The sequence below is a fragment of the Endozoicomonas sp. ALC013 genome, assembly GCF_049310205.1.
Classification (GTDB): Bacteria; Pseudomonadota; Gammaproteobacteria; order Pseudomonadales; family Endozoicomonadaceae; genus Endozoicomonas.
The window spans coordinates 30,044-42,912 of record NZ_JBLYNS010000014.1 but is presented as its reverse complement, the minus strand read 5'-3'; the positions used below and the strand labels follow the sequence as shown (position 1 = coordinate 42,912).

The window sequence follows — 12,869 nt, the reverse complement described above, 5'->3', positions numbered from 1 at the left end:
TAAACCACCACGATTCCGCGCAATAAGAGTTTGTTTCACAGTTGGCAAATCCGGTATCGCAGAACGTGGGAACGATGAGATACCGGAGCCTGCACAATGTGAAACAACCAGTTTCTGCCCTGGAACTTCCTGCCCTCAGGGCTGTCCATTAACATCATGAATCGGTAGTGAAGGTTCGCGCAGTGCCGGTAATAAATCGTTAAGAATGGAGTAAGTCAATGAGCGACCCTCTGTTTCCAGGGACTGTCGGCACTTCGATTGCACCGGACTGGCCTGTAAATGAGCCAGCTAAAACGACACCCCCCAGCTCCGCTATTGCGCTCCCGGAGGCAAGCCCGCAGACACAGTTCCCGCAACAATTTCCGCAAAAACGGCCGTTGTGGCAAAGAAGGATTACTGAACTCCCCCCTGAACTTTTGGTCATGATTTTTGACCACCTTGAATTCGATGACATCCCGCAAGTGAATGCAACCTGCCAGACTTTCCGGGAAGTGGTGAAGGAACACAAATATATTCAGGAACTGTCTTATTTTGCCCGACTTCCGCAACGCTTCCGGGAACAGTACCGGAAAATAGCCCCGTGGCAGAAAAAATCCCGGCACTCTCATCCATTTGCCATTCCTGCATCACGCAACAACAGAGGGACATCGTTCAGGGACAGGATAATAAAGGACCTCCCGCAGATGTCCGCACTACTATGCCTTGGCACCCTGAGGAGGATGGAATCATGCCCGGCTTACCGCCTGGTTCCGCGACACAAAGTCACTCTCCCCCAGCGTGATCCAGATGAACCATATAATCAGACCGAAGCTATTCTTGATTTTTGCCTCAGCCAGTCCAGTCGTCATCTGTTGTTTTATGGCCGTTATTTGAATGACCACCGAATTCTAACCAGGGATGACCGGGGACAATGGGCAGAAGAGCACGTCAATTGGCCCGATAACAGCGGCAGCCGGGTGATTACCGCGGCAAATTTCAGTGCTTGCACGAACCGCCTGTTAACCCGCAGCAGTGAGGGTTATGTGAATACCTTACGGTCTGCTAACAGCTGTTGGGAGGAAGTCGGCAAGGAAACTTTGCCGATCCAGAAGGTCCAATTCAGCCCTTCCGGGAAATATATGGTGACCTGTAATGAGGACGATCAGGTACTCCTCTGGTGCATGGACGAAAATAATAATAATTGGCTGAAAATGAAGGTTTCCGGCCTCTCCCCCGAAGGGTTTATTGGTACAGTTCAGTTCAGTCCATCGGAGCGGTATCTGTCACTGCACACGCTGGATAAAAGAACCATTTTATCTCTGGATGATTGTGGAGTCTGGTCAGCACAGCATTCAATATTAATAGCAGAGGATTGGAGTTATGCCTGCTTCAGCCCAGTGGCAGATCAGCTTCTGGTGGGTATTGATCGCAAACCCTACAGTCCCGGACGGGTCTCAATTCACAGCCCGGATCCATCGGGGAAATGGCAAGAGACGGTGATCTTCCCGACATTCTTTCCGCTGCAATTCAGCTCTAGCGGTCAATACCTGTTCGCTATATCTGATGCAATTCGTGGTCCGATGCCTTGCGAGGATTTGCTGCTATGGCACAGACCGGAAAATTGGTCTGACTGGTCGCCGAACCCGCGTCTCTCACCGGAGTCGAGTTCCGCATCAAGGCTTGAATCAGCAATAAGGCTCAAACACGATGGCGCAGTGTATCAGGCGCGATTCAGCCCGTCTGACAGTCACTTGCTGACCAACAGCTATAGCAGCTGTAGAGGGACCGGTACAATTTGTATCTGGGAGAAGAGCCAGGCAGGGACATGGTCAATTCAAACCCTCATCAGGGAGCACACCCCAGCCACCATCGGCTTTAGCTTGTCAGGCCTTCATGCACTGACTCGCAACTCTCACATGGTAGGAATCCTGGGGCTCAACGATCAAAAGCACTGGTCACTCAAGGGAAAGATCGAGCAAGACGGTATCATAAAAGCATGCTTCAATCCCATGTCAGAGCATGAAGTGGTGGTCTTGAGCTGTACCAGGGAAGACGATATGACCAATTACACTCTACAAGTTTGGGAAATAAGAAATGCTGATACGCCAGATTGAAGACAATGGCCTGCTGTTTTGAACTCGTTCCCAGAGTCCTCCCCGGGAACAAGAAAACGAGTTGGTAGCTCGAATCACTTTCAGAACAGCGCATCTATATGGCTGAGCAGCATTCTGGACTGATCAATCACCCCCAGGGCAGCCCGGGTTTCACCTTGTTGCAAATGCATTATTAACTGCTGCTGATAAGCATGGGACAAGCGTTTATCGATTGCCTGCGAATCTGAAGCGGTGCTTTCAATGGCATTACCTGCGGATTCACGTCTATAAAGCACAGAAAATGCCTCCTGCAGATCAGCATGCATCTGACCCGCACTCTCCCGCAGCGCCAAAGCCTCCTGAACCTTGCCATCGGCCAGCAACTGAAGAACGGTCTCTCGAAACTCTTTACTTAAAGCAATAGTGTCGAAACCAACAGCTGCCTCAGCCTCTCTTCCTGTAGGAACCGGCGGTGTATAAGCAGGCCCTTGCGCAGAACTGGCGCTATACGCTTCGGTCAGTGACATGGCTTCCAGGGTAATCACCCCAAGATCACTGGCCGTCGCCAGCACATCCTTGGTAGCCGGTGGCATAAAGCCCCGGGCCTTTGCATACTCCTTCTCCATATCGACAACCTGAAGCTTATGGTTGCGACCATCGTCACTCATATAAACGACAATGTATTCGACTGGCGTCAGCAGCGGGTCACGATTGTCTACCACAAAGCTGTGATAAAAATACTCCTGACCAAGCAGGCCCGGCTTCTGGTAATGCAAAGCCGTCACTGGCACGGTTTTAACCACCTGGTAATGCTTATCGAGCAGTTGTACTTCCGGCATAAACGCCGAAGCTTCCCGGCCAAATTTCCCACGTTTTATCTGACTGCTGATTTTGAACCGGTAGGCACCATATCCGGGTAGCTGCCAGCCTATAACGGCAGAATCGCTGTTAGTCGTTTTCAGCGTTGCAGACTGTTGCGTCAGCCCAATGGTCTGCTGAATGGCTTCGTCGTATATCCGCAGTGGTTGATATTTCAGGGTCGGTAAAGAGTGGTAAACAGCCACAGGCTCTTTAGTCGTCGGGGCTATCGCAGAATCATGGGTTGCACAGCCAGCCAGTAAGCCAAGTGCCAGGCAGAGCGCTGTTTTTTTCATCGGACTACTCAACGGGATAAATCAATTGTCTGCAATTCTAGCGGTATTCATCAGAGCGCGAGTCTGTAAACGATTACAGACTCAGGCATAGTACATGGTTTCAGTGGGTTTGACGGGTTGTCGTGTCTCCGCACTCCGTTCGTCCTGAGTGCTGAGCTTGACGAAGCATCGAAGGACCCATAGGGCCTAAAGGCGGAAACTACGGACTCTGATAGATCGTGCCAAGCACCCTTCGTCCGTGCATCCTGAGCGGAGCCGAAGGACGCTCAGGGTGAACGGAGATTGTACACGTCAAACTCATTGAAACCATGTACTAGTGCAACTAAGCGTTGATACCAATACCGTTCGTGCTGAGCTTGTCGAAGTACGGTGGCACCATCCTTCGACAAGCTCAGGATGAACGGGGTGTACGGGTATTAACACTTTTTTGCACCAGGAGGCTGACCGGCAACAGGTTACCGATGGTCAGACGCTATTTCGCCTTACGACAGCCACTCAGGTTGGCAAAGAACTGCTGATTCTCTTTGCTGGCCAGCATTGCAGAAATACTCTGAGGCAGACGACGACGCCAGTTTGGATATTCACTACAGGTGCCAGGTACATTCACCGGAGAGTCAATCATCATGACATCTTCCAGCTGGAAGCCAGCTATTTGCGAAGCCGACAAAGCCAGGTAATAGCTGAATCTCTCCATGATGGTACGACTGAATGCCGGTGCCGTGCTTGCCTGAAGGTCAACGCCTTCTGGTAATTCACCGAGGTCAGCCAAGGTATTCAGTACTGCCTTACGGGTCTGTTCACGGGCATCGTGGTCAGCGGCGGCACGCTCTTCGGAGAAAAAGCCCAGGGATTCCATCAGGTCGATGTCTTTGCCATCCCACCAGCCTTTCATGGTGGGAGTGTCATGGCATACCAGCATCGCCAGGGCTTTTTCACGGTACTTGTCGGGTGCCGTATAACGACCCTTATCCTGCTGGAAGATCCCCATCACACTGCCGTACATTCTTGCAGGAGGCAGACTGTCGGTGATTTCCTGAGGAACCACACCCAGGTCTTCACCAAACACCAGACACTGTTGGCGATGACTTTCCAGTTTGATAATACCCAGCAAATCCTGCAGCGGATAGTGGACGTAGCAGCCATAACGGGCGCCTTTTCTGTCATCGCTGTTTTCCGTACTGCCATTCGGGCACCACCACAGACGGAACAGCCCCATGGCATGATCAATACGCAACGCACCGCAGTTACGCATATTGTTCCGGATCAGCTCAACGAAAGGCTGGTAACGTTCCTCTTTCAAGACCACCGGGTTGAACGGTGGCAGACCCCAGTCCTGACCCATCGGCCCCAAACCATCGGGCGGCGCACCGGTGCTGGCTTCGAGAACGAATAAATTACGATCCGCCCAGACATCGGCACCGTTGCTGTCTACACCCACCGCCAGGTCACGGTAGAGGCCAACCATCATACCGGCGTCTTTGGCTTTTTCCTGGGCTGCGTGCAGCTGTTCATCCATCTGCCACTGCAGGTATTTAAAGAACGTAATCCGTGCCTGATTCGTCTTGGCAAAGGCCCTGACCTCTTTACTGTCTGACGTCTGGTACGCCTCTGGCCAGCAGCGCCATCCCCAGCTATTAATATCGGTTTTCCGGAAATGCTCATACAGCGCTTCAAACAGGGCAAACTGATCTAACCGCGCTCCCCTTGACTGACAGAAAGCCGTGAACGCCTGATCCCGGTCTGTTCCCTTGCCCAGATGCTGTTCGGCAAACTCATTAAACAACAGTTCCAATACCGACATTTTCAATGGTGCAACCTTGTCGTATTCCACAAGGTCGGTGCTGCGTAATTGATCAATCAATCCCTGGTGGTGTGCAACAATCTCCCGGGCTGACGCACTGTCGGCGTACTCCGCCACTTGTTCAGGATCAATGTACAGCACATTATCAAACAGACGGGTCGATGGGCTGTAAGGCGAGCAATGCAGTGGATTGGACGGGTACAGGGCATGCACCGGATTCAGGCCAACAAAATCAGCCCCCTGCTCACCCATACCTGCCGCCAGCGCACCCAGGTCAGTCAGATCACCCATTCCCCAGTTACGCTCAGAGCGAACGGTATACAGCTGGATACCGGAACCCCAGATTTTAGTGCCCTGTTTCATGGCTTCCGGCTCATAACAAACTTCCGGTACCACAATCAATCCGGCTTCTGCCGTGAGCGTTTTACCCTGAACCGCCATCGTGTGATAACCCAGTGGCAGGTATTCAGGTACTGAAACCTCAAGGGCAATATACTCTTTGCGCTCCAGCTTCATGGTTTCGGACACAACCGCCGTGGTCAGATCGGCATGATGGGTAACCTGGTCACCGTTTTCCAGAGTTATCTGCACTGCAACAGACGATGGACGTTTACTCTTGGAGCAACGCAGTACGAAAGAGAAGCTTTGTCCCTGATGCACAACCGTCACTGGTGATAAAGGAGATTGCCACAACTTTAACTGTTCAGTGGCTATCGCCTGTTTCAGCGCCGCATTACTGCTAACGTCAAAACCCATGGCAGCCAGCAGGGGAATTTTGTTCTCAGTGTCAATGGCTACCGGAGTACCATCCCAGTCCTTATAGCCACTGGCCATGCCACACAGGTCACCCAGACTGTCGATAAATTGGTGGTCAAGCATTGAGTTTCTTCATAAGTAGACCGGCAACCTGGGAGGTTGCCGGAGATTGCACAAAATTTGTCGTATGGAATGCAGATTGTTCCAACGGTCTTACAATCAGCTGTCAGCAATATCAGTCAAATACTGGTGACCTGGTCCGTGAAAACGCGACACCGCTGGCATCAAACAGATGACAGTTTTCCGCCGGAACACCCACATGGAATTCAGCACCAGGCTGACGACGCAGGGAGTCTTCCACCCGGGCAATAAACGCTTCGTGAATATCCGGATGGTTCAGGTAGATAAATGACTCATTACCCAGGCGCTCAATGGTTTCGATAGTGCCGGTAATGCAGTTTTCTGCGCCATCCGCCTCTTCATGATTCAGCACATCCTGTGGCCGAATCCCCAGCGTTACCTTATCACCAGATTTGGCATTGCGGGTGTCGTTGCAAACACGCAACTCAGTACCACACTCCAGCTTAACTCTAGTCTCTTTCTGACCGGGCTCCACTATCGTGGCACGGAAGAAATTCATCTTCGGTGAACCGATAAAGCTGGCCACAAACAGGTTGCACGGGTTGTGATAAAGTTCCAGCGGTGCCCCCACCTGCTCCAGATTGCTTTCGGCACCGTCTGCCAGTGGGCTGAGTACCACGATACGATCGGCCAGCGTCATGGCCTCTACCTGATCGTGGGTTACATAGATGGCCGTTGTCTTCAGTTTATTATGCAGACGGGACAACTCCTGACGCATCTGTACCCGCAGGGATACGTCCAGGTTGGACAGCGGCTCATCAAACAGAAACAGCCTCGGTTCCTGCACAATGGAGCGCCCAATCGCCACCCGCTGGCGCTGACCACCGGACATCGCCTTTGGCTTACGATCCAACAGCTTTTCCAGCTGCAAAATTCTGGCTGCTTCATCCACACGACGATTGATCTCGGCCTTGTCCGCTTTTGCCAGCTTCAGGCCAAACTCCATATTTTCCCGCACCGTCATATGGGGATAGAGGGCATAAGACTGGAACACCATACCAACACGACGCTCGTTGGGCGGCATATCGTTGGATCGCTCACCGTCCAGCTCTAACAAACCGCCGGAAATATCTTCCAGGCCACAGATCATCCGCAACAACGTGGACTTACCGCAACCGGAAGGGCCAACGAAGGCGACAAATTCACCATCTTCAATGTGCAGATTGATGTTCTTCAGAACAAATGTCTTGCCACCGTCGTAGCTTTTGTCCAGTTGGGTCAGCTTTACTTCAGCCATTGTCTTTCTCTTGTCTAAACCTTTATAAACAGTAAATCCGTTAACCTTTCACACCACCGGCCGTCAGACCATTGACCAGATAACGCTGGGCCATCAGGAAGACGACAGTAATGGGCATGCCGGTCAAAATTGCGGCAGCGGCAAAATCACCCCAGAGGTAGTTCTGGGCATAGAGGAACTGTTTCATACCCACGGCCAGAGTCAGCTGTTCAACGCCCTGGAGCAGGACAGACGCAATCGGGTACTCACCAATCACCCCAATAAACGACAGTACAAATACAACCGCGAGAATAGGTACAGACAGTGGCAGCAGAATATGCCTGAATGCCTGCCAGGGGGTGGCTCCGTCGATATAGGCAGACTCTTCCAGAGCCACATCAATGCTTTCGAAATAACCTTTAATCAGCCAGATGTGCATGGTGATACCGCCCAGATAGGACATCACCAGGGCACTGTGAGTATTCAACCCCAGCCATGGCACCACACCGCCCAACTTATTAAAGAAGGCATGGAAAGCCACCAGGGCCAGCACCGCCGGGAACATCTGCAGAATCATCATGCTGGTAAGCAAGTGGTTCTTGAAACGGAAACGCAACCGGGCAAACGCATAAGCACCGGTGGTGGACAGCATCAGGATCAGCGCCGAGGTGGTAAAGCTCACTTTCAGGGAGTTCCACAGCCAGGTCAGTACCGGGAAAGTGGGCTTAATCACCGTGCCATCGGCAGTGGTGTACTCAAAACCCAACACCATTGCCCAGTGTTCCAGGCTGGGATTATCCGGAATCAAACTGCCGGTCGCGAAGTTACCGGTCCGGAATGACACCGAAATAATCATCAAAAATGGAAACATCACCAGACAAAGCAGCAGAATCATCACGATCCGGGCTGCCCATACCCGATAGTGCAGGTTTCGTGGTTGTACCATCGCCATGATCAATACTCCTGTGAACTGCGGGTGGCCCTGAGGTTAACCCAGGAGATAAATCCGACGATCAGGAAGATCATCGTGGCAATAGCAGACGCCAGACCAAAGTCCTGACCCGCGACAAATGCCGTACGGAAGGTGAAGTTCACCAGCAAATCCGTGAAGCCTGCTTCCGTTGTCGTTCCGGCCATCATCGGGCCGCCCGCTGTCAACAGGTCAATCAGCACGAAGTTATTGAAGTTAAAGGCAAAGCTGGCAATCAGAATCGGTGCCAGCGGTTTGGCAATATTGGGCAGTGTTATATACAACAGGTTATGGATCGGGTTGGCACCATCAATGGCAGACGCTTCATAGAGATCGTCCGGAATCGCTTTCAGCAGACCCATACAGACGATCATCATATAGGGGTAACCCAGCCAGGTGTTGACGATCAGAATCATGGTTCTGGCAAAAGTCGGATCGGTCATCCACTCAGGACTGATGCCAAACAGCCCTTCCAGGATCATATTGATCTCACCGAAGTTCTGGTTAAACAAGCCCTTGAAAATCAGAATGGAAATAAACGCTGGCACGGCATAAGGAAGGATCAGCAGCACCCGGTAAATCGCCCGCTCTTTCAGTGGTTCCCACTGCATCAGGTTAGCCAGCAACAGACCAATCACCAGACAGAACAGAACACTGCCCGCAGAAAAGACAACGGTCCAGACAAAAATCTTGAAAAACGGCTCACGAATACCTTTGTCATTAACCAGACGTTCGTAGTTTTCTCCACCCACATACACAGAGAAACCGGGGGCAACCCGCTCACCACTGTCGGTCACATAGAACCCCGTGGTCATATCCGGGCGTATGACTTTACCGGTCTTAATCTCAACCAGACTGTCGTTTTTCTCCTCCCGATACTGCGGTGCCATCGCAGAAAACTCACGCAGGGACGACATCACCAGGCGAGTATCGTCTGCCAGAGTAACAGCCACTGATCCCAGCGCCGAGCGCTGCCGGACCACCTCCCGCATGGACAGTTTGTCACCCTCTGCATCAGCTCCAGAGCGAGCATTAACCTCTACCGGATCACCATTCAGTACGAAAGCGTCGGAGGTATAAATACTATCTTTGTCGTTTTTATCAGTCAGCTGTAACTGAAACTGATCGTTTTGCTGAAAAAGCGCCAGTGTGTAGGTGTGTTCGCCGTTCTTTACCTGCTTGTTCAGGTGAATCTCTTTGACCCGCTCAAGACTCAGAATATTGGCAGAGCCGTAATTGGTGAACGAAATACTAAAGGTGTACACCAGCGGAAAAACGATAAACATCATAATGCCCAGCAAACATGGGTACACGTAGCGATAGCTGTAACCACGCTTGCTGGTAAAAATCCATGTGCCCAGGCTGCCCAGAACCAGCAGGGTTAATGGGAAAAGCACTTCACCCTGGAAATAGAGCAGGGCAATGACGTAAAGCAGGGCTAGATCAATCAGGGCAACGAGCGCCCACTTTGGCCCGTTGCCAGACAACAATGATCTGACATTGGCGGGAATGGTCATGGTGTTTGTCTCTCCGGGAGGGTTTTGAGCCGATCGTCAAAACGACGATCGGCAGATGTAACGGGTCACGTCAATGTAAGCCTGCGCTACACCCCGTTGCGCAGTGTTTAGTTGGCAATCAGCTTGGCAGCGTTGTTCAGTGCCACTTCAACGGTTTCCTGACCGGTGGTGATATTGGTCAGGGCAGTCTGGGTAGCCGACCAGAACTTGCCCATTTCCGGAACGTTAGGCATCAGCAGACCATTCATGACGTTCTGGTAAGTGGCTTCGATGCGTGGGTCCGCCGCCAGCTTCTTCATGTACGCCTTGTGAGCAACGGCACCCAGTGGCTTGTCGTTGTTCAGCGTGGTCAGGCCTTCTTCGGTGAGGACATAGTTCTCGATAAACTCTTTAGCCAAACCCTGGTTTGGCGAAGCGTTGTTCAGAGCAGCGGCCCAGACGCCAACAAACGCACGGGATGGACTACCGTCGATAGAAGGCAGTGGCGCAACACCGTAGTTGATCTTGCTCTTTTCCAGGTTGGCCCAGGCCCATGGACCGGAGATCATCATCGCCACTTCACCCTTGTTGAAGCTGGCTTCCATCACACCGTAGTCAACACCCCGTGGCATCACGCCCTCGTCGATGATTTTCGCCAGCATCTTGCCACCTTTGATGGCACCGGCGCTGTTTACACCGATATCAGAAACGTCATAGCCAGCAGGTACTTCCCTGAAGACATAACCACCGTTGGAGGCCAGCATCGGCGTAGTGAAGTAAGGCTGAACCTGGTCCCACATAATGGTGGTGATATCTTTCTTATCCAGCTCTTTTTTCAGTGCGAACATCTCTTCATAAGAGGCAGGTGCCGTTTTGATGATGTCCTTGTTGTAAATCAAGCCGATGGCTTCCATGGCTACCGGATAGCCGTAAACGTTGCCATTGTGAGACGTGGCCTGCCAGCCTTTGGCTTCGATATCCGCCTTGACACTGTCAGAAGGCTTAACAGGTGCCAGCAGACCGGATTCAGCCCACTCACCGAAACGATCGTGTGCCCACATCACAATATCCGGACCTTTGCCGGTAGCAGCAGCCTGCTGGAAACGGTCGGTCAGATTCTCGGGAATCTCAACCTTTACCTTAACGCCCAGCTCTTCTTCAAAACGCTTACCTACAACTTCCATACCGTTATAGGCTTTGTCACCACCAATCCACACAACCAGCTCGTCGTCAGAGAATGCCATGGCTGTGTTGGCCCCCATGGAGATAGCCAGCGCAGAAGCAATCGCTGCGGCAACCGTTTTTTTCATCATCTCTCTACCTACTTCTGTATTTCCCTGAAGCCCTCAGGGTGATCATTGAAATTTTCAGCCTGTTGTCGTTTAGATCGGAGTGAACACTAGCATTCAAATTCGCACTGTCGAGACAAGAGACCTGAAAAGCGGGCGTTATCATCAATGAATTGGTATCTGAAAGAAATCGTAAAACGTTTACAGAATGCCTACTTTCTGGGGTAATCCGTGAGTATTTGATACAAATCAACCTATTTTGTGCATTTTCAGGAAAATGACGGGCTAGCACACCATTTCAATATGTTTGATGTGTGCAATCTCCGTTCAGGACGAACGATATGGGTAACAACGCTTAGCTGCTTTAGTACATTATTTCGATGAGTTTGATGTGTACAATCTCCGTTCACCCTGAGCGGAGTCGAAGGGTGATTGGCACAATATGCAGGGTATGGAGTTTACGCCTTTCGACTCCGCTCAAGACGAACGGAGTCTGGAAGTCAATAAAGGAACCCATCAATCGCATTGAAACCGTACACCATCTCCGTTCATCCTGAGCGGAGTCGAAGGGTGTTTGGCACGATCTATCATGGGCCGGAGTTTGCGCCCTTCGACAGGGTCAGGACGAACGCAGTGCAGAGGCTTATGATAACGGCAACCCGTCAAACTCATTGAAACCATGGACTAGCCTCAAGTCATAACACAGGAGGTCTGCCCTTTACGGACAAACACATCCAGCCAGCACCCACGAGGCTCACAGGATTTGATTGCCTCTATCGCCAGCTCAGCCCCCTGAACGGCAATACTGTCTATATCCTGTCGTACAGTGGTCAGTGAATGATAACGATCATCATCAATGCCATCGTAACCCACCACCTGCACATCATCCGGTACCCGCTTACCGGTATCCGCCAGTGCCATGGAAATACCTGTGGCGACAATGTCAGAAAAGGCGACAAATGCATCGGGCTTAATCCCCGATTCCAGCAAGCCACGTATACGGCGATAACTGTCTAATGCAGGCAGACCGGTATCCACTGAAATTTCTATGGCTTCCGAGGGAATAAGCCCTGCTTCCAGCATCGCCCTGCGATAGCCCTGGTAACGCATGCACGAAACCGCATGATCACTGTGCAGGCAGACGTAATAAATAGTACGACAGCCATTCCCGAGCAGGTGTGTGGTTGCCAGAAAACCACCCTGTTCATCATTGGAAGCGACCCAGAAATGCCCCTCCCGCACATCACCAATACTCACATAGGGGGCTTCCTGCTCCTGAACCTTCTGATAGCGGGGATCTTCATGGTGCAACCCAATGCCAACATAGGCCTTGGCCGACGTCATCAGCTCACCCTCCGGAGAAAACTTCACCCGCTTGACCCGGTACCCCTGCCGCTCCAGCTCAATCTTCAGCGCTTCATACACTTTTAATGCAAACGGCGATATGGTTCCCAGATCCAGCCCCAGCACAACCCCCACTACAAAGGCATTCTGCCCGTGCAACTGCCGGGCCATATAATTGGGTTGATAGTTAAGCTCATGGGCCGCGTCCAATACCTTCTTGCGGGTACTGTCTGAAACGTATTTTCCGCCATTGAGCACCCGACTGACGGTTGCAATGGATAATCCTGCCAGCGCCGCCACCTGGAGAATGGTTGATTGCCCAGACACTTGATTCCTTCCCCAAGGGATTTATCCCTATATCAAATAACTGACATTGATTCGAAATATCACCAACCTTGGTAATATATTTTGTTTACAGTGTTCACAAAAAGACACAGATCAATATTTAGCCAAGTTCTTCTAAAAACCTTTTCATATTGCTCTTCACCCCACAAATGCCAAAGAATTTCACAGCCAAAAAAACGTCAACACGTTGTAATGCCTGCTGACAGAGTCTGGACGATTTATTTCGTTTCAGGGGGGACTGCAGCATGCAAGATGGCGAACACACGACAACACATTTGAAGGAAT

Annotated in this window: 8 protein-coding genes; 1 reads left to right on the top strand and 7 read right to left on the bottom strand. The window is 51.4% G+C overall.

Annotated elements, in window-relative coordinates; translation table 11 throughout:
* Nucleotides 1–218: 218 nt before the first annotated feature.
* The gene (locus tag ACO6V1_RS05020) at nucleotides 219–2,093 is read left to right on the top strand and encodes an F-box/WD repeat-containing protein (RefSeq protein ID WP_422466054.1); all 1,875 of its coding nucleotides are present in this window, start codon (nucleotides 219–221) and stop codon (nucleotides 2,091–2,093) included.
* 80 nt (nucleotides 2,094–2,173) lie between these two features.
* Here ACO6V1_RS05020 and ACO6V1_RS05015 read toward each other — a convergent pair whose 3' ends face one another.
* The 7 genes from ACO6V1_RS05015 to ACO6V1_RS04985 form a co-directional block, all read right to left on the bottom strand.
* Nucleotides 2,174–3,226 (bottom strand): MalM family protein, encoded by a 1,053-nt coding sequence (locus tag ACO6V1_RS05015; protein ID WP_422447522.1) that lies wholly within the window; start codon nucleotides 3,224–3,226, stop codon nucleotides 2,174–2,176.
* Nucleotides 3,227–3,698: 472 nt separating this feature from the next.
* A complete protein-coding gene (gene malQ / locus ACO6V1_RS05010; protein ID WP_422466052.1) occupies nucleotides 3,699–5,906 on the bottom strand; it encodes a 4-alpha-glucanotransferase in 2,208 nt (735 codons plus the stop codon).
* Between the two features lie 112 nt (nucleotides 5,907–6,018).
* Nucleotides 6,019–7,161: an ABC transporter ATP-binding protein gene (locus ACO6V1_RS05005; protein ID WP_422447526.1), complete on the bottom strand. Its 1,143-nt coding sequence runs from the start codon at nucleotides 7,159–7,161 to the stop codon at nucleotides 6,019–6,021.
* A 40-nt stretch (nucleotides 7,162–7,201) separates the two neighbouring features.
* Complete coding sequence (gene malG, locus ACO6V1_RS05000) at nucleotides 7,202–8,092, bottom strand: maltose ABC transporter permease MalG (protein ID WP_422447528.1); 891 nt, start codon at nucleotides 8,090–8,092, stop codon at nucleotides 7,202–7,204.
* A 2-nt stretch (nucleotides 8,093–8,094) separates the two neighbouring features.
* On the bottom strand, nucleotides 8,095–9,627 hold the full coding sequence (malF, locus tag ACO6V1_RS04995; protein WP_422447530.1) for a maltose ABC transporter permease MalF: 1,533 nt from the start codon (nucleotides 9,625–9,627) through the stop codon (nucleotides 8,095–8,097).
* Between the two features lie 107 nt (nucleotides 9,628–9,734).
* A complete protein-coding gene (gene malE, locus ACO6V1_RS04990) occupies nucleotides 9,735–10,919 on the bottom strand; it encodes a maltose/maltodextrin ABC transporter substrate-binding protein MalE (protein ID WP_422447532.1) in 1,185 nt (394 codons plus the stop codon).
* Between the two features lie 666 nt (nucleotides 10,920–11,585).
* Nucleotides 11,586–12,566, bottom strand: coding sequence for a LacI family DNA-binding transcriptional regulator (locus tag ACO6V1_RS04985; protein ID WP_422447534.1), 981 nt, complete (start codon nucleotides 12,564–12,566; stop codon nucleotides 11,586–11,588).
* Between the last annotated feature and the right edge of the window lie 303 nt (nucleotides 12,567–12,869).

Excerpts from the sequence above, each read along its gene's own strand:
- ACO6V1_RS05020 (WP_422466054.1), top strand. The coding sequence starts at position 219 with ATGAGCGACCCTCTGTTTCCAGGGACTGTCGGCACTTCGATTGCACCG.
- ACO6V1_RS05015 (WP_422447522.1), bottom strand. The coding sequence starts at position 3,226 with ATGAAAAAAACAGCGCTCTGCCTGGCACTTGGCTTACTGGCTGGCTGT.
- malQ (WP_422466052.1), bottom strand. The coding sequence starts at position 5,906 with ATGCTTGACCACCAATTTATCGACAGTCTGGGTGACCTGTGTGGCATG.
- ACO6V1_RS05005 (WP_422447526.1), bottom strand. The coding sequence starts at position 7,161 with ATGGCTGAAGTAAAGCTGACCCAACTGGACAAAAGCTACGACGGTGGC.
- malG (WP_422447528.1), bottom strand. The coding sequence starts at position 8,092 with ATGGCGATGGTACAACCACGAAACCTGCACTATCGGGTATGGGCAGCC.
- malF (WP_422447530.1), bottom strand. The coding sequence starts at position 9,627 with ATGACCATTCCCGCCAATGTCAGATCATTGTTGTCTGGCAACGGGCCA.
- malE (WP_422447532.1), bottom strand. The coding sequence starts at position 10,919 with ATGATGAAAAAAACGGTTGCCGCAGCGATTGCTTCTGCGCTGGCTATC.